This is a genomic window from Streptomyces sp. NPDC006384 (assembly GCF_042870695.1).
Taxonomy (GTDB): domain Bacteria; phylum Actinomycetota; class Actinomycetes; order Streptomycetales; family Streptomycetaceae; genus Streptomyces.
The window spans coordinates 214081-229705 of sequence record NZ_JBIAHR010000003.1; the positions used below are offsets into that span (position 1 = coordinate 214081).

Genomic DNA, 15625 nt, shown 5'->3' on the forward strand with positions numbered 1-15625 from the left:
TACGCCTTTATTACGCGGCTCCGTCCCCTGAATACCCCCTGAACGATCAAGGCGTTCCCTCAGGTCGGCCGGCACGCAAGCAACCCCGCGCTCCTGAGAGGGCGGGGGCGGTGGAACTCGGCCGGTTTTCTTCAGCGGCGGCCGAAGCACTGGCGACAGGGCGCGAATGAAGCCGTGCAGCTGCCACCATGGTCACAGGCATCGGAAGGTGGGTGGAGGCATGCGTGTCGCGTACGACCACGTGGGCCCCTGGACCCTGGACGATGTCCTCGCTCTCGGCGAGGACACGCATCAGCGGGTCGAGCTCGTCGGAGGGGCACTGCTGATGTCTCCCGCCCCCAGCGTGCCCCACCAGCGGGCTTCCCGCCGTCTCGCCGCCCTGCTGGAGCAGGCCGCCGAAGAGGCCGGTGCGGATGTCGAGGTCCTGGAAGCCGTGAACATCAGCGTGCCCGACGGCCTGCTCATCCTCGACCTGGTCGTGGCGGACGCCGAAGCAGCCGCCGAGGCGGGCGTCGTCCTCGACAACGCTGCCGTGCTCCTCGTCGTCGAGATCGCCTCACCGGCCACCCGCCTCACCGACCGCAAACTCAAGCCCGCCCTGTACGCCGCGGCCGGTATCGATCACTACTGGCGCATCGACCTGGAGCCCTCTCCTACCCTCCACACCACTGTGCGCAATGGCCCGGGCTACCGTGACCTGGCCACCATCCTGCCGGGCCGGACCGTCCGGATCGACGAGCCGTTCCCCCTCACCATCGACCCGGCGAAACTCACTCGATAGACATTCCAGGACGGCCGGGGCCGACACAGATCCAGCACACGTGAGGATGGGAAACACCGAGAACCGGCAAAAGCCGAAGAGATGCGTTTACGCATGTCATCGAACCGTGCCTTTATGCCCTCCTGGCTGGGTCTCGCTGATCAGGTTGCCGGGAGTCGGCAGGAGAGGACGTAGGCGTCGGCCGCCATGACCGTGTCGCAGACCTCCACGGCCCGCCCCGCCGTGTCGAATGTCGCGACGGGGCTTCTACCGGCCCCAGGTTAACGGCGTCCGGTCCGTCCGCTCAGCCCTCCGAGAGCCACACCGCCTGCCGCAGCCGTGGGACCGGCCTGTCGGCAGACCGAAGGGCGGCCGGCCTGGCCGGGATCCTGCCCTGACGATCCCGAAACGCCGGCCGTCCGCAGCACATCTACGGCACACATGAGGCCGGGAAGTACCGCGAACGGGTGAGAACCGGCGAGGCGTATTTCTCCACGTCAAGCACTCAACGGTGACCGTTTCCCCAGGTCACAGCCCCACCCGGAGGGATCTCCTGAAGCGGGTGACGCAGGTTCGCATCCTGCCGGGGCACACGGCACACGGCACACGGCACACGGCGCAGGGCCGGTTCGAAGGGCTTGGTCCCTCGGGCCGGCCCTGCTGTGTGATCACAGCCGTGCCCGGTGTGCTCGCACCGCACCACCCCGCCGTCAGCCTTCGTGGGGCACCCTCGGGCGGGTGACCGGCACGACGGTGAGAAGGTCGTCCAGGCCTTTGAAGTCGTCGGGGTTGGCGGTGAAGAGGGGAAGGTTCTCAGCCACGGCGATGGCAGCGATCATCAGGTCGGCCACCCGACGACGTGGCTTGCGGCCGGCGCCGATCACTGCGGCGCGGATACGGCCGTAGATGCGGGCCGCTTCGGCATCGAAGGGGATGGGATCGAACTCGTTCTCGGCGCGTTGCAGGACGTCGAGCCTGCGGGCGCGTTCGGCGTGTTCGTCGTAACCGCTCTGTTCGTCGTTGCGACGCACCTCGTGCGGGCCGGCGGACAACTCGGCCAGGGTGACGACGGTGATCGCCATTTCGTCCGGTAGCTCCTCGGGGCCACCCAGCGGCGCAGGATCATGATGTTGGTGTCGAGGAGGCCCTGCTGATGCGTCGGGCGGTCAGCGGTCATAGGGATCGTCCAGGTAGGCGTCGGCCGTGGCGTCCTGATCGGCGCGGAACCTGTCCAGGTCGATGCCGGGAGCGGTCCTGGACATCGCGGCGAACTCCTGGCGGGAGACGAACCGACGGCGTCGACGCAGCGGGACGAGCTCGCCGATCGGATGTCCGTCGCGGGTGACGGTGAACGACTGACCGCCCTGTATGGCATCCATGATCTCTCGGGACCGGCTGCGTAGATCCCGTTGGGTGATCTCAGGCTGAACGCCCATATCACCCAAGGTAGCGCCCGGTGCTACAGGGTGACACCTGAACGGCTGAAGGCTTGTGCCGGCACACCCTCAGCCGTAGCGGCCGGGAACGGCCTTCGCCGATCGGTCTGGCCGGAGCCACGGACGAGAAGGCATCCATCGTCCACAGCTGACATCAACGCCGTCGGACGGGGACACACACCAGCGAATCCCGCCGGCCGTCGCGCCGGTCGACGACAACAGTCGGACCGCGCTCGGATCGCACTCCTCAAGCGGGTGTGCGCAGGCGATCTTCCGGACCGGTGACTTCGCACCCCCGCTCCGGGATCATGAGCTGATGGAACACCATCTGCCGGCAGACGTCCGTGGGTCGATCCGTCTGTTCGCCTTCTACCTCGCCAACGGCACTCTCGACGTGGAGCTGCTGGACGGCATCGACTACAAGCCGGAGCTCATGGCCTACGGCTCGGCGCTGGAGCAGGTCTTCGCGATCTTCGCCAACGTCCTGCGGGTGGACGAGCGGGGCGAGGTCGTCAACCATGACGACGCCCAGTACCGCGCCGCCCAGTGGGTTCGCATGGTCTGCGATCCCGGCTACGTGGTCGAGCCGCCCTTCGAGCCGTGGGAGACGGAGCTGGTGTGAGGGGCGGCAGCGGCGGAGTGCCGCAGCCGCGGACTCCAGGAGTGCGGTCGTCCTGCGGAGTCACGGGCTTCGGGGCTCGCCCCTCGTCGGCCACTGCTCATGGCCCGGCCGGAGGGAGGCCCGCGCTCGTCCGTGTGTCCGGGCGGGGTGCCAGCACCGCGGAGACCACCGTGCGGGACGACGCCATGACGTCGGCCACGAATCGCCGGCGTCCGACGTGCAGCCTGCGCAGTGCCGGGCCGTGGTCGGTGGCGACGACGAGGGAGGCCGCGAGCAGCAGGAGGCGCCACAGGGTCATCACCGGGCGGCGCATCGCGCGGGGCAGCTCCGCGAGGGAGGCGTGCAGGCGTTCGCAGTGGAACGGGACGTGGCGTTGCTCGTCGGCGAGTATCCGTCCCGCCACGTCCGTGGTGAGCGCGTCGTCGGTGCCGTCGCGCAGGGCCCGGTAGTAACGCAGGGCCACCACTTCCGCGATCATCAGCACCAGCAGTTCCGTACGGAGGCCCATGAGGCGCCGGAGCCGTACGAAGGCCGTGTCACTCCAGTGGCCGGTCAGGGTCGGCACGCCGCCCGCGGCCAGCAGCCGGGCGAGCAGACGGGCGTGGTTCTGCTCCTCGGCGACGAAGAGCCGGACCGCCCGCGTGTAGTCGGCGTCGCCGGCCCGTTCCGCCTTGCCGACGAGGTCGGCGCCGTCACCGTCCTCGCCGACCTGGAAGCGCTGGATGCCGGCCCACACCGCCGGATGGAGCGTCGCGGTCCGGCTCCAGTCCGGATCGCCCTGGGCGCGTCTGCGCTCACGCTCGTCCTCGAACCGCCCGACCCACTCGGCGAAGCCGTCGGTGCGCATCCGGTCCCCTCTTTCCCGGGACACGACCGCCGCGCCCCCGGAGAGGAACGACGCGGAGGGACACCGGGCCGTTCCCCCGGCCACTGGTCCGTTCCCCCGGCCGCCGGGCCGTTCGCCCGCTGCCGGGCCGTTCCCGCTCGCCGCTGCTCTGTCCGCCGCTGCGCAGGACCTCGTGCCACGTGGTCCTGCGCGATCCGCACACGGGGTTATTTCTCTATCTGTATCCGCCGAGTAAGAATTTGGCGGGACGCGTGGGCAGTTTCCCTGCAGGAGCGGACTGAGGGGAATTATTCCTTGCTCATCGAGCGCCGCACCGGGTGCCGCATCGTGCTACTGTCGTTCTCAGTTGCAGTTGTGGTTCCCGAAACTTCAATCGCTCCCGGACGGCCTCCGTGCCGCCGGAAGCGATTGTGTATTTCCGGTCTTTTTCCGGGCGGGTTGATCATCGCGGCGACACGGTGTCCGCACAAGGCGGATGTCGACGCACTGCCCCGAAGGAGAAATGACATGGCTGCTGGTACCGTGAAGTGGTTCAACGCGGAAAAGGGCTTCGGCTTCATCGAGCAGGACGGTGGCGGCCCCGACGTGTTCGCCCACTACTCGAACATCGCCGCCCAGGGCTTCCGTGAGCTGCTCGAAGGCCAGAAGGTCAACTTCGACATCGCGCAGGGCCAGAAGGGCCCGACGGCCGAGAACATCGTTCTCGCCTGACGCCGGCGCGCATAACTGCAGCTGGGGCCCGCATCCTTTGGGGTGCGGGCCCCAGCTGCGTGCATGTTCCGCAGTGTTTTCCCCTGCGGACGGCAAGCAGGAACGACCGGCAGGGATGACCGGCAGGGATTCTTGGGGACCGCCGCACACGGGGCCGGCCTTTCACCAGGGGTACGTGGACACATACGTCCCTTCGTGGCCGCGCCTGCACGGCCGGGCGGCCGGATATCACACTCCCGCACGTCACCCGTTTCAGCGTCTGCGCCCGCACGGACCATCGGCGGCCAGATCGCTTTCGCATTTCATTCGGCTCATTCTTGCAATTCTCCGTGCCGCTTTCCGCTGCGGGAATTCCTTGATATGTGCCGCATCGAGGAAGGTTCCGCATGAACCACACCCGTACGAACGAACGTTCCGCCCGCGCCCGCGGCGGCAGCCCCCGCGGCACCGGCACGGCGCCTTCGAGGCCGTTCCGCGCCGGCGGAGGCGGAGCCGGTGGCGGCCGTGGCCGGCGCCCCGCCGCACCGCAGGGCGAGTTCGCCCTCCCGCACACGCTCACCCCGGCGCTGCCCGCGGTGACGGACTTCGCCGAGCTCGACATGCCCGCGGAGCTGCTCGTCGAGCTCGGCCGGCAGGGCGTGGCCGTGCCGTTCCCGATCCAGGCCGCGACGCTGCCGAACTCCCTCGCCGGCCGCGACGTCCTCGGCCGGGGCCGCACCGGTTCCGGCAAGACCCTCGCCTTCGGGCTGGCCCTGCTGGCCCGTACGGCCGGGCGGCGCGCCGAGCCCCGGCAGCCGCTGACGCTGGTCCTCGTACCGACGCGCGAGCTGGCGCAGCAGGTCACCGACGCGCTCACGCCGTACGCCCGTTCCGTGAAGCTGCGGCTGGCGACGGTGGTGGGCGGGATGCCGATCGGCCGGCAGGCCAGTGCGCTGCGCGGCGGTGCCGAGATCGTCGTCGCCACCCCCGGGCGTCTCAAGGACCTCATCGAGCGCGGTGACTGCCGGCTGGACCAGGTCGGGACCACCGTTCTCGACGAGGCGGACCAGATGGCCGACATGGGGTTCATGCCCCAGGTCACCGACCTGCTCGACCAGGTGCGTCCCGAGGGGCAGCGCATGCTGTTCTCGGCCACGCTCGACCGCAACGTCGATCTGCTCGTGCGCCGGTACCTGAACGACCCCGTCGTGCACTCCGTCGATCCGTCGGCGGGCGCGGTGACGACGATGGAGCACCACGTGCTCCACGTCCACGGCGCCGACAAGCACGAGGCCACCACCGAGATCGCCGCGCGCGACGGCCGCGTGATCATGTTCCTGGACACCAAGCACGCCGTCGACCGCCTCACCGAGCACCTGCTGAACAGCGGGGTACGGGCCGCCGCCCTGCACGGAGGGAAGTCGCAGCCGCAGCGCACCCGCACGCTCGCGCAGTTCAAGAGCGGGCACGTCGGTGTGCTGGTGGCGACCAACGTCGCGGCGCGCGGCATCCACGTCGACAGCCTCGACCTGGTCGTCAACGTCGATCCGCCGACCGACCACAAGGACTACCTGCACCGCGGCGGCCGCACCGCCCGCGCCGGCGAGTCCGGCAGCGTCGTCACCCTGGTCACCCCGAACCAGCGGCGCGCCATGACGCGCCTGATGGCGACGGCCGGCATCGTCCCGCAGACCACCCAGGTCCGGGCCGGCGGCGAGGCCCTGCAGCGCATCACCGGGGCCCAGGCCCCCTCCGGTGTCCCGGTCGTCATCACCGCGCCGGTGGCCGAACGCGTCAAGAAGCGCGGCTCCGCCTCGCGCGGGCGGCGCCGTCCCGCCTCGGTCTCCCCGTCGGCCGGGCGGTCCGGGGGCCTGCGTGCGGCCGCGGGGGCGTAGACACACTCCGGCGGATTTCCGCAGGGCCCGGGGCTCCCGTGTACGCGTCTCCCCGGGCGGAGCGGGACGGGAACACCGGTGAGCCGGCAACGGTGAGGGCCCCGCAGGCATGCGCCTGCGGGGCCCTCACCGTTCGCCGTGCCGTCCCGGCACGGCGGCCGGCTGCTCGGCGGTGCGGCGGTTCGGCGGTGCGGCGGTTCAGTGGTCCTCAGTGGTCGGAGTAGCTGAAGTCGCCGACGGTCCAGGCGCTGACGTCCTCGATCGCCACCCGGTACATCCCGCCCGTCTCCGGGATGCCCACCGTGCCCTGCAGGATCCGGGCGACGTGGAAGTGCAGATGCGTGGGCGGTCCGTCCTGCTTCACGGGGGCGTCGAAGACGGCGGAGAACTCGCTCAGGTCGGAGGAGTCCGTCAGCACCTCCGACACCCTCTGCCGCCACACGGCTTCGGGAGCCAGGCGGCCGGTGATGACGGCGCCTCCGGTGACCACGGTCAGGGACATCCGACTGTTCCGCCCGGACTCCACGAGGGTGGCGATGTCAACGATCAGCTCGTCAGGCTTAGGCATGGGTCCGAATTCTATGCGCGGCCCGTCCTGGGCACTCCGGGACGGTGGCATTACGTGCGAGAAGTACGGGAAGTGCCGGACGCGCCGGCCCCGACGTCGCCGCGTCGCAGTTCCTCGTTGATGCGCAGGGCCTCTTCGAGCTGGTCCTCCAGGATGATGATGCGGCAGGCCGCCTCGATGGAGGTGCCCTGGTCGACCATCTCGCGGGCACGGGCTGCGATACGCAGCTGGTAGCGGGAGTAGCGGCGGTGGCCGCCCTCCGAGCGCAGGGGCGTGATCAGCCGGGCCTCGCCGAGGGCCCGCAGGAAAGCGGGCGTGGTGCCGAGCATCTCCGCCGCTCGTCCCATGGTGTAGGCGGGGTAGTCGTCGTCGTCGATACGGTCGAGCGGGGTTTCTGCGGTCATCTGCACCTCTGATGGGGGAATGCGTCGAGGGGCCTTGGTGCCGTACGGCACCAAGGCCCCGAGGGAGTTGTAACACCACCGGCCGGTTCACTGCGATACCGGCCTCTGTCCTGTGGATCCTGCGGGCAGTTCGCCTCTGCCACGCCTCACTGACCTTCTTGAGTACAGCCAACAGATTAACGCTGCCATTGACGCATGTCTACATCGGTCGTGACAGATTTTGCCTCGTGCGGGTGAAAGGTTCGACACCAGTACCCATCCGCCGCCACCCTCACGCCCGCCATGCCCTGGGAGCGAGTACGGAGCAAGTACGGACATGAGCAGTATGCGGCGTTTTATCACCCTCGCTCTCTGGTAACCCGTTCGGAGCACATCCCCTCACGCCGCACGGCGTACGACGAGGTGAGAACCATGGTGTTGCTGGGTCTTCTGCTCATGGCGGGCGCCGCCGCCTTCGCGGGTCTGCTGATCGCGTACAACCTGTCCGGCGGGCCCGAGTACACGGTGTCCCTGCTGGGGAGCGAGCCGTTCACGATCAACACGCTCGGGGCGTTCCTGGGCGGTGTCGCGCTGACGCTGATCTTCGGCCTTGGCCTGTGGATGCTGACGGCCGGAGCGGTGCTGGCGCGTCACCGCAGCAAGAAGCGGCGCGGGAACCGGGCGGCCGCCGCGCGGGCCGCGTCGGAGCGCGACGAGCGGGCCGGCCGCCCGGTGGGCGAGGACCGCGCCGGCACCATGGGGGACACGGCGGACCGTCCCCGCGAGGCGGCCCACCGGCCCCACCGGTTCCGGCTGCCCGGCCACAGCCACTGACGACACCCGGGCCCCGTCCCTACGCGGACCGCACCGCCGCCCGCGTCGGCAGCAGGCCGCCGTCGGGAGCGTCCCGCCGGCTCGCCGCCGTCAGGGTGAACGTCACCGCGAGGGAGGCGCGGGCGCAGCCGGGCCGGCAGCAGCCGTCCGACCGTCACGTCCCCGGCGATCATGCCCAGCGCGGCGCAGGCGAACAGGGTGCCTGCGGCGTGGGGGTCGTAGGAGACGTAGAGGGACTCGCAGCCGACGACGAGGCCGTTGGGGATCCACAGGGCCAGGTAGACGTGGCGGCGGGGTCGGGCGGACCACAGCAGGGCGTTGGCGCGCCAGGTGGCCCGCACGGAGGGGCGGCCGGCGGCGCGTGGCGGGCGGCGGGTCAGCCGCGGGGCGAGGCAGGCCGCCGTGCCGTGCAGGCCGGTCGCGAGCAGCAGGCACAGGCGTGGCGACAACCGGCTCCAGATCAATCTGAACCCGTACCCGCCCCGCGAGCTGTCCGGCGCCGAGCTGATCCTCGTGCCGGTCGCTCCGCAGCGGCACGGCTGGGTGTCGTGGGAAGAGCCCGAGCGGTACGCGGCGGTCTGTCCGTGCGCGGGCGCCCTCGCGGACGGCGGGGCCCGGCGCGTGCCCGCCGCCCTCGGCGCGCTGCTCGGGCCGGCCCTCGCGGGAGTGCTGACGCTGCTCGGCACGCCCATGAGCACCAGCCGGCTGGTCGGTGTGACCGGGCAGGGCCTCGGTTCGGTCGGACGGCATCTGCGGGTGCTGCTGGACGCGGGGCTGGTGGAGCGATGGGGGCCCCAGGCGTTCAGCACTGGGGGAGGGCGGGCCGGTCGGTGCTGTACTCGCGCACGCCGGCCGGGGAGACACTCGTCGAGGCGGCGGGCGGAGAAGGCACGGCGCCGGACTAGCATCCGTCCATGACGAGCTCACAGAACACGCGCGGTGACGACGGCCTCCCCCTCGACGTCGAAATCGGCGCCCTCCAGGGCGGGGACGCCGGTCTGGGCCGGTACGCCGGGAAGGTCGTGCTGGTGGTCAACGTGGCCTCCAAGTGCGGGCTGACCCCGCAGTACGCCGGCCTGGAACGGCTGCACGAGCGGTACGCGGAGCAGGGGTTCATCGTGCTCGGCGTGCCGTGCAACCAGTTCATGGGGCAGGAGCCCGGCAGCGCGGAGGAGATCGCCGAGTTCTGCTCGGCGAGGTACGGGGTGACCTTCCCGATGACCGAGAAGGTGGACGTCAACGGGGAGAACCGGCATCCGCTGTACGACCGCCTGACCGGCTTCGCCGACGCCGGGGGGCACAGCGGGGACGTCCGCTGGAACTTCGAGAAGTTCCTGATCGGCCGGGACGGCAAGGTCGCGGCGCGTTTCTCGCCGCAGACCGAGCCGGAGTCGGCGGAGGTCGTCGCGGCCGTCGAGGAACTCCTCGCCGGCTGACCGGTCTGTCCGGACGGGCCGGTTGACCTTCCCCCTGGGGCAGGGCCCAGCCTCGTCGTCGCCGGGCGGGAAGAGCCGCCCGGTGACGGAGGATGGCGACGTGGACGACGCACGCGACGACGGGTTGCTGACCATCGGGGCGTTCGCCGCGCGGGCCCGGCTGTCGGCCAAGGCCCTGCGGTTGTACGACCGTCTGGGCCTGCTGGCGCCCGCCCATGTGGACGAGGTCACCGGTTACCGCTACTACCGCGCCGGGCAGGTCGAACACGCCCGGCTGGTGGCCCTGTTGCGGCAGCTGGACATGCCGCTGGCCCAGATCGCCGAGGTGGTGCGTGCCGACGGCCCGGACGCCGCCGCGCTGCTCGGTGCGTACTGGGCGGACGTGGAGGCGCGGGTCGCCGGACAGCGGGCGCTCGCCGCGTACCTCCGTGCACGGCTTTCGGGAAGGAGTTCCGAGGTGTACGAGAAGTTCGCGGTCGAGACGGTGGACGTGCCCGGGCAGGTGCTGATCACCGAGACGCGGCACACGCTGGCGGACGAGCTGCCGACGTGGATCGGTGCCTCGCTGGGGCGGCTGGAGGAGGCGGCCCGCGGCTGCGGGGGCGTGACGGCGGCGCCGTTCGTCGCCTACCACTCCGAGGTGACGATGGAGAGCGACGGTCCGGCGGAGTCGTGCGTGCCGGTCGCCGACGAAGCGGCCGCGCGGGCGTGGGTGGAGGAGCACGGACGCGCGTGGGAGACACGGGTGCGGGTGGAGCCGGCCCGGCGGCTGGCCTTCACCCGGATCACCAAGGCACAGGTGGCCCATCCGCAGATCCTGGCGGCCTTCGAGGCGGTGGAGGCATGGATCGCCGCCAGAGGGCTGACCGTGGACGGGCCGTGCCGTGAGGTGTACTTCGCCGACTGGGACGCGGCCGGACCGGAGGACCCGGTGTGCGACGTGGCGTTCCCGGTGAGGTGACCGTGCCGCCGGGGTGGACGGGGCCCTCTCGGCAAGGTCGGCGAACTGGACGAGAGGGCCCGGCCGGCGGCACCGGTCCGGTCGTACGCGGAGTCGTTACTCCTTGACCGAGGTCACGAAGGCGTTCCACGCGTCCGCGGGGAACGCCAGGACCGGCCCCTCGGGGGTCTTGGAGTCGCGGACGGCGAGCGCCGACACGACCGGGGACTTGACCTCGACGCACGCGCCGTTTCCTCCGGAGTAGGAGGACTTGGTCCAAGATTCCGTGGCGCCCTGAAGAATTGCCATGTCTGCTCCGATGGCGAGTTGCCGATTGCTGTCGCCGCGCCGCGGGCACGTTCGCCCGCAGCACGGTGTACGCCAATGTCGTGTGATCGTTGGCGTGATCGACGCTACTCGCTGGCTCTCCGCTCCGAAGAAGCCGTTCACCCGACCGGATGGCATATTCCACAGGTGCCTCCGGTCCGGTGCACCGGGGTGTAGCATCCCGCCACTTCTCAGCGCGCGTACTTCTTCGCCGTGTCCTCGATGAGCTGACGCGACTGCTCCACGTTGAGGGCCTGGGCGCGCAGGTGCTCGTACATCACCGTGTACTTCTGCACGTCCTGCGCCTTCTCCAGGTACAGGTCGCTGGTGACGCCCTCGATGTACACGACGCTGGAGTCGGCCGTGTCGGTGAACTCCAGGATGGAGTACTGGCCGTTGATGCCGGGGTGCGCCCCGACGTCGTACGGCAGCACCTGCACGGTGATGTGGGGCAGCTGCGACATCTCGGCGACGTGCTCGAGCTGTTCGCGCATCACCTGCCTGCCGCCCACCACCCGGTGCAGCGACGCCTCGTCGAGGACGACCCACAGGCGCAGGGGGTTGGTCTCGGTGGTGATGCGTTCCTGACGCCTTATGCGGACCTGGACCCGCTTCTCGATGTCGGCGACCGACGTCTCGGGCAACGCCCCCTGGATCAGCGCCTCGGCGTACGGACGGGTCTGCAACAGGCCGGTGATGATCTGGGGTTCGTAGGTGCGCAGCGACTCGGCGTCGGTCTCCAGGCCGATGTAGACGCTGTACGGGATGTCCCCGAAGGCGTGCCACCAGCCCTGCTGGCGCGAGTCCTTGGCCATCTGCATCAGCGAGTCGACGATCCGCTGGTCCTCGACCTCGTAGACCCCGCACAGGTCGCGGACGTCGCGCTGGCTGATGCTGCGCCGGCCGTTCTCCAGGCGGCTGATCTTCGACTGCGAGACCAGCAGCCGCTCCGCCACCTCCTCGGCCGTCATGCCCTTGAGCTCACGGAGCCTGCGCAGCTCCTGGCCCAGCCGGCGCCGCCTGACGGTGGGATTGACATTGGACGCCACGGGACGTGCACCTCCGGCTGCGTGACTCATCCTGCCACTTTGCGTATCTGCTGCTGAGCAGACTGCCACCAAGGTGCTTTCCGCCGCTGGCAAACGGTCGATATCCGCCGCCCGGGGGACGGTTGGGGTCCGTTGCCGTCACATCCGCACATGCGGCCGCGCGGGGCGGCGGGACCGTGCCGTGTCCGTCCGGGTGTTCCGGACGTACGGCCGGCCCCGCCGCCCCGCGCGGACCCTGCGGCTCCCGGTTACCGGGTCTCGGGGACTGGCGGTGCGGTGGTGCGTGTGCGTGGTGCGGTGGTGCGTCGTACGGGTGCCGCGGTGTGGTGCTGCGGTGGTGCGGTTCCGGTGGCGCGTGTGGCGCGGGTGCGGTCGGTCAGTGGGCCGCCGCTCGCGCCATGGACCCGTGGCGTGGCTGCGCCGGGACGCCACGGGCCGGTTCCGGGGCGGTCCTCGCCCCCGGTCCCGCGGCCTGCCTGCCGGCCGCCGGGCTGCGGCGCGGCTGCGCCGCCGCACCGTTCTGGACGTCCATCACCGCGTGCGCCACCAGGCCGCCCATGGGGTCGTGCCGGATGAGGTCCCGCAGGCGGGACCGCGACGAGCGTCCTTCGTTGCCCGGGTAGAGGTGCTTGCCGAGTCCGACCGCGTGGGCCAGCGCGGCGAGCGCCGCGGTCCGCGGGTCCGGCGGTACGCCGGTGCGGATCGCCGAGTCCAGCCGGGCCTTGATCTCCCGGCTGATCGCCGTGTCCGTCGCCTGGTAGCGAGTCGTCGGCAGTACTCCGCACATCTGGCCTTCCACGGCGTGCACCATGCCGCACCGTTCCAGATGTGAGAGGTAGGTCTGGCGGAGCCCCAGCCGGGGCCCGCCTATCCAGTGGACCGCCCGTACGGGAGCGCCACGCCTTCGCAGCAGCTCCAACGCGCAGTCCAGTGTCGGATCTCCGGTCGGCCGTGGGGCCACCACGGCGATACGATCCCCGTCTGGGGCTATTCGTCCGGCCAGCGCCAGCTCCACCAGCTGTGCTCCGGCCAGACCGAGGTCGAGCGACTGCGGCTGCGCGGTGGTACCCGTGGTCGGGTCCAACGCCAGCAGCAGAAGCTCCTCCGGAAGTGTTCTGCGGCTCCTGCCCATCCATGCCTCCCCGCGTGGATGACAGACAGGGTGACCCCTCTCACATTGGTCTGTCGAGGGTGCGTGACCGGTTCGTAGTGGAACCAGTAGGTATGTCGTTCTCGTCTACCGCGTGGGTTCCCCCCGTACACAGGACACTGGTACATGGTTTCGGTAGCGCACGCGGAACGTGCGGCGCATGGAGGAGGCATCGGTGGCGGGCGAGTCCCCCGACAGGTCGAAGCAGCGCGAGTCGTCGGAAGAACCGACGTCGGGGAGCGCGGGTCCGGTTCCCGAGGCCAGGACCGAGGCGAGCGAGGCGCGTGATCCGCGGCTGGCGGTGGCGCGCGACGCCGCGAAGCCCGCGGCCTCCGCCGGGGCCGGGGAGTCCGGCGGGGCGGCGACGTCCCACGGGGGTGTGGACACGGCCACCCGGGTGCTGACGGTTCCGGCGGCGGACACCGGCGCGGATGCCGGCACGGACACCGGGGCGGACGACGAGACGGACGCGGAGGGTGACGCCGGCGCGGACGGGTCCGCCGGGGAGCGCTCCGCGGAGCCGTCGGACACGTCCGGCGACGGGCGGCTGCGTGAGGCCGTGGCGGCGTGGGTCGCGACCGCGGACGAGCGGGCGGCCGCGAACACCCGGCACGAGGCCGGGAGCGCCGCTTCCCGGTCCGGCGAGGACGCCGACGCCGCCGTGGACGCACCGGAGACGCCGGAGGCACAGGAGGGGACACAGGACGCCGCCGAGGGCGTCGACGAGGCCCCCGCCGACGCCGACGACGACCGGCCCCGCGCGGACGAGGACGCCGACGCGCCCGCCGCCGAGGACACGGACGGCCCCGGGCGTGAGGGCGCGGCACCCTCGGCCGAGGACGAGCCCGCCCCTGCCGCACAGGACGAGCCCGAGGCCCAGGACGCCGACGAGTCCGGCGAGACCCCCGTCGACCAGCCCACCGCCGTCTTCAAGGCACCGCGCCCCTCCGCGCCCGCCGTCGACCAGCCGACGACCATGCTGAAGCTGGGCGACGCGGCCCCGAAGAACCGGAAGACGGACGAGGGCGACAAGACCGAAAAGGCCGACAAGGCTGACAAGGCCGATAAGAAGGCCGAAGGGAGCGAGGGGAAGGCGAGCGGCAAGGCCGCGCCCGAGAGCGAGTCCGAGCGCACCAGCAAGTTCGTCGCGCTGCGGAACCCGGACGACCCGGCGACCCGCAAGCCTCCGCGGCCCGCACCGCCCGCCGGCCCCGCGCAGTCCTCTCCGTCCGCGCTGCCCGCCCGGTCCCCGCAGTCCCCGCAGTCCCCCCGGCCCGACGCCGAGGAGCCCCGTACGACCCCGGCCGACGCCACCGCGGCCGTGCCGCAGATCGGCCCCGAGCGGACCACGCAGCAGCCGCTGCCGCCGAAGCCGCCGCTGGACCTGCTGGCGGAGCTGACGAACACCCCGCCGCCGCCGGAGACCCCGCTGCGGACGACCGTGCGCCGGGTCAAGATCTGGTCCCCGCTGGTCCTGCTGCTGGTGATCGTGTTCGGCATCGTCCAGGCCGTTCGCCCGCTGCCCGCGCCCACGCTGCACCTCACCGCGCAGGAGACCCTCTCCTTCGAGGGCGACAAGCCCTCGATGCCCTGGCCCGGTCAGGGGCAGGCGGCCATGGACGTCAACGGCATCGGCACCTTCGGCACGTCCGGCGACCAGAAGCCCGTGCCGATCGCCAGCATCGCCAAGGTCATGACGGTCTACCTGATCCTGCGCGACCACCCGCTGAAGCCGGGCGAGAAGGGTCCGGAGATCACCGTCGACGCGGCCGCGCAGAAGCACTACGAGACCGGCAAGGCCGAGAACGAGTCGGTGGTGAGGGTCTCCGAGGGACAGAAGATCACCGAGTACGAGGCACTGCAGGCGGTCATGCTGCCGTCCGCCAACAACATCGCCAAGCTGCTGGCCCGCTGGGACACCGGCAGCGCCTCCGAGGACGCGTTCGTCGCGAAGATGAACAAGACCGCCGAGGAGCTGGGGATGAAGAACACCACCTACACGGACCCCAGCGGCCTCGACAAGACGACCGTCTCCACCGCCGAGGACCTGGTGAAGCTGGGCCGCGCCGCGATGGAGAACCCGGTCTTCAAGGAGATCTCCAAGCAGCCCAGCTACGTCGACCTCAACGGCGAGAAGCAGAACAACTACTTCGGGCTCGTTCCGACCGTGGCCATCGGCATCAAGACCGGCACCACCACCGCGGCCGGCGGCAACATCCTCTTCGCCGCGGAGAAGAACGTCGGCGGCGAGAACCGGACGATCATCGGCGCGGCCCTCGGCCAGTTCGGGCGGAACGGCGTCGCCAACATCGACGAGGTCACCGGCGTCGTGCGCAAGCTGATCGAGGCGGCGCAGGACACGCTCACCTCGAAGACCTTCGTGCGCAAGGGCGATGTCGTCGGGCACGTCGACGACGGTCTGGGCGGCACCACACCGGTGGTCGCCACCGAGGACGTCTCCGCCGTCGGCTGGTCCGGCCTGACCGTGAAGCTGCGGCTGGACGGCCCCGGCGACGGTTCGGTGCCGCACACGGCGAAGGCCGGCACCGAGGTCGGTACGCTCGTCGTCGGCGACGGCAGCGGCGGTGACGCCGTCGAGGTACCGGTCGCCCTCCAGGAAGACCTCGCGGAGCCCGGTCTCACGGCCCGGCTGACCCGGCTCGGCTGACCCCGGGCAGGACAGGTCGG

At 71.0% G+C, this 15625-nt stretch carries 15 protein-coding genes and 3 pseudogenes; 9 read left to right on the top strand and 9 right to left on the bottom strand.

The features are described 5' to 3' along the window. Positions 1-220: 220 nt before the first annotated feature. A complete protein-coding gene (locus ACFYOJ_RS05110; protein WP_356553534.1) occupies positions 221-781 on the top strand; it encodes a Uma2 family endonuclease in 561 nt (186 codons plus the stop codon). Positions 782-1470: 689 nt separating this feature from the next. On the opposite strand, the pseudogene ACFYOJ_RS05115 reads toward ACFYOJ_RS05110, so the two are convergent. Continuing rightward, positions 1471-1937, bottom strand: a pseudogene (locus ACFYOJ_RS05115) (type II toxin-antitoxin system VapC family toxin). Next, positions 1927-2196 (bottom strand): prevent-host-death protein, encoded by a 270-nt coding sequence (locus tag ACFYOJ_RS05120; RefSeq protein ID WP_356553532.1) that lies wholly within the window; start codon positions 2194-2196, stop codon positions 1927-1929. Before ACFYOJ_RS05120 ends, ACFYOJ_RS05115 begins: the two are co-directional and overlap by 11 nt. 316 nt (positions 2197-2512) lie before the next feature. Between ACFYOJ_RS05120 and ACFYOJ_RS05125 the strand changes: the two genes are divergently transcribed. Next, positions 2513-2818 carry a hypothetical protein gene (locus ACFYOJ_RS05125; RefSeq protein WP_356553530.1) on the top strand — a complete coding sequence of 102 codons (306 nt, stop codon included), beginning with the start codon at positions 2513-2515 and terminating at the stop codon, positions 2816-2818. Positions 2819-2915: 97 nt separating this feature from the next. On the opposite strand, the gene ACFYOJ_RS05130 is transcribed toward ACFYOJ_RS05125, so the two are convergent. Next, complete coding sequence (locus ACFYOJ_RS05130; RefSeq protein WP_356553528.1) at positions 2916-3665, bottom strand: ferritin-like domain-containing protein; 750 nt, start codon at positions 3663-3665, stop codon at positions 2916-2918. 507 nt (positions 3666-4172) lie between these two features. Between ACFYOJ_RS05130 and ACFYOJ_RS05135 the strand changes: the two genes are divergently transcribed. Together ACFYOJ_RS05135 and ACFYOJ_RS05140 are read left to right on the top strand one after the other, a co-directional pair. Beyond that, positions 4173-4376, top strand: a complete 204-nt coding sequence (locus ACFYOJ_RS05135; protein ID WP_067022479.1) for a cold-shock protein — start codon at positions 4173-4175, stop codon at positions 4374-4376. A gap of 386 nt (positions 4377-4762) precedes the next feature. Continuing rightward, positions 4763-6250, top strand: a complete 1488-nt coding sequence (locus ACFYOJ_RS05140) for a DEAD/DEAH box helicase (protein ID WP_356553526.1) — start codon at positions 4763-4765, stop codon at positions 6248-6250. A gap of 208 nt (positions 6251-6458) precedes the next feature. Here the strand turns inward: ACFYOJ_RS05140 and ACFYOJ_RS05145 are convergent, their stop codons facing one another. Both ACFYOJ_RS05145 and ACFYOJ_RS05150 read right to left on the bottom strand, forming a co-directional pair. Next, positions 6459-6818 (bottom strand): hypothetical protein, encoded by a 360-nt coding sequence (locus ACFYOJ_RS05145; protein ID WP_356553524.1) that lies wholly within the window; start codon positions 6816-6818, stop codon positions 6459-6461. 50 nt (positions 6819-6868) lie between these two features. Further along, positions 6869-7222, bottom strand: coding sequence for a MerR family transcriptional regulator (locus tag ACFYOJ_RS05150; RefSeq protein WP_356553522.1), 354 nt, complete (start codon positions 7220-7222; stop codon positions 6869-6871). 411 nt (positions 7223-7633) lie between these two features. Here ACFYOJ_RS05150 and ACFYOJ_RS05155 point away from each other — a divergent pair, with 411 nt between their 5' ends. Next, positions 7634-8035 (top strand): hypothetical protein, encoded by a 402-nt coding sequence (locus ACFYOJ_RS05155; RefSeq protein WP_356553521.1) that lies wholly within the window; start codon positions 7634-7636, stop codon positions 8033-8035. A gap of 113 nt (positions 8036-8148) precedes the next feature. On the opposite strand, the pseudogene ACFYOJ_RS05160 reads toward ACFYOJ_RS05155, so the two are convergent. After that, positions 8149-8484, bottom strand: a pseudogene (locus tag ACFYOJ_RS05160) (MFS transporter); the annotation flags it as partial. Between ACFYOJ_RS05160 and ACFYOJ_RS05165 the strand changes: the two are divergent. The 3 genes and pseudogenes from ACFYOJ_RS05165 to ACFYOJ_RS05175 all read left to right on the top strand — a co-directional run. Further along, positions 8477-8940, top strand: a pseudogene (locus ACFYOJ_RS05165) (ArsR/SmtB family transcription factor); the annotation flags it as partial. The pseudogenes ACFYOJ_RS05160 and ACFYOJ_RS05165 sit on opposite strands and share 8 nt — an antisense overlap. Before the next feature lie 9 nt (positions 8941-8949). Beyond that, positions 8950-9471: a glutathione peroxidase gene (locus ACFYOJ_RS05170; protein ID WP_356553519.1), complete on the top strand. Its 522-nt coding sequence runs from the start codon at positions 8950-8952 to the stop codon at positions 9469-9471. An 82-nt stretch (positions 9472-9553) separates the two neighbouring features. Next, on the top strand, positions 9554-10432 hold the full coding sequence (locus ACFYOJ_RS05175; protein ID WP_388596178.1) for a MerR family transcriptional regulator: 879 nt from the start codon (positions 9554-9556) through the stop codon (positions 10430-10432). Between the two features lie 96 nt (positions 10433-10528). On the opposite strand, the gene ACFYOJ_RS05180 is transcribed toward ACFYOJ_RS05175, so the two are convergent. The 3 genes from ACFYOJ_RS05180 to ACFYOJ_RS05190 form a co-directional block, all read right to left on the bottom strand. Beyond that, on the bottom strand, positions 10529-10720 hold the full coding sequence (locus ACFYOJ_RS05180) for a DUF397 domain-containing protein (protein WP_356553516.1): 192 nt from the start codon (positions 10718-10720) through the stop codon (positions 10529-10531). A gap of 209 nt (positions 10721-10929) precedes the next feature. Continuing rightward, a complete protein-coding gene (locus tag ACFYOJ_RS05185; RefSeq protein WP_356553514.1) occupies positions 10930-11787 on the bottom strand; it encodes a helix-turn-helix transcriptional regulator in 858 nt (285 codons plus the stop codon). Between the two features lie 376 nt (positions 11788-12163). After that, positions 12164-12919, bottom strand: a complete 756-nt coding sequence (locus tag ACFYOJ_RS05190; RefSeq protein WP_356553512.1) for a GPP34 family phosphoprotein — start codon at positions 12917-12919, stop codon at positions 12164-12166. Between the two features lie 178 nt (positions 12920-13097). On the opposite strand from ACFYOJ_RS05190, the gene ACFYOJ_RS05195 reads away from it, so the two are divergent. Then, entirely contained in the window at positions 13098-15605 is a 2508-nt protein-coding gene (locus tag ACFYOJ_RS05195; protein WP_356553511.1) for a D-alanyl-D-alanine carboxypeptidase, read from the top strand. Positions 15606-15625: the final 20 nt, after the last annotated feature.

Coding starts and splice junctions, on each gene's coding strand:
- ACFYOJ_RS05130 (WP_356553528.1), bottom strand. CDS start 3,665: ATGCGCACCGACGGCTTCGCCGAGTGGGTCGGGCGGTTCGAGGACGAG.
- ACFYOJ_RS05190 (WP_356553512.1), bottom strand. CDS start 12,919: ATGGGCAGGAGCCGCAGAACACTTCCGGAGGAGCTTCTGCTGCTGGCG.
- ACFYOJ_RS05170 (WP_356553519.1), top strand. CDS start 8,950: ATGACGAGCTCACAGAACACGCGCGGTGACGACGGCCTCCCCCTCGAC.
- ACFYOJ_RS05195 (WP_356553511.1), top strand. CDS start 13,098: ATGGAGGAGGCATCGGTGGCGGGCGAGTCCCCCGACAGGTCGAAGCAG.
- ACFYOJ_RS05145 (WP_356553524.1), bottom strand. CDS start 6,818: ATGCCTAAGCCTGACGAGCTGATCGTTGACATCGCCACCCTCGTGGAG.
- ACFYOJ_RS05110 (WP_356553534.1), top strand. CDS start 221: ATGCGTGTCGCGTACGACCACGTGGGCCCCTGGACCCTGGACGATGTC.
- ACFYOJ_RS05180 (WP_356553516.1), bottom strand. CDS start 10,720: ATGGCAATTCTTCAGGGCGCCACGGAATCTTGGACCAAGTCCTCCTAC.
- ACFYOJ_RS05155 (WP_356553521.1), top strand. CDS start 7,634: ATGGTGTTGCTGGGTCTTCTGCTCATGGCGGGCGCCGCCGCCTTCGCG.
- ACFYOJ_RS05125 (WP_356553530.1), top strand. CDS start 2,513: ATGGAACACCATCTGCCGGCAGACGTCCGTGGGTCGATCCGTCTGTTC.
- ACFYOJ_RS05120 (WP_356553532.1), bottom strand. CDS start 2,196: ATGGGCGTTCAGCCTGAGATCACCCAACGGGATCTACGCAGCCGGTCC.
- ACFYOJ_RS05150 (WP_356553522.1), bottom strand. CDS start 7,222: ATGACCGCAGAAACCCCGCTCGACCGTATCGACGACGACGACTACCCC.
- ACFYOJ_RS05140 (WP_356553526.1), top strand. CDS start 4,763: ATGAACCACACCCGTACGAACGAACGTTCCGCCCGCGCCCGCGGCGGC.
- ACFYOJ_RS05135 (WP_067022479.1), top strand. CDS start 4,173: ATGGCTGCTGGTACCGTGAAGTGGTTCAACGCGGAAAAGGGCTTCGGC.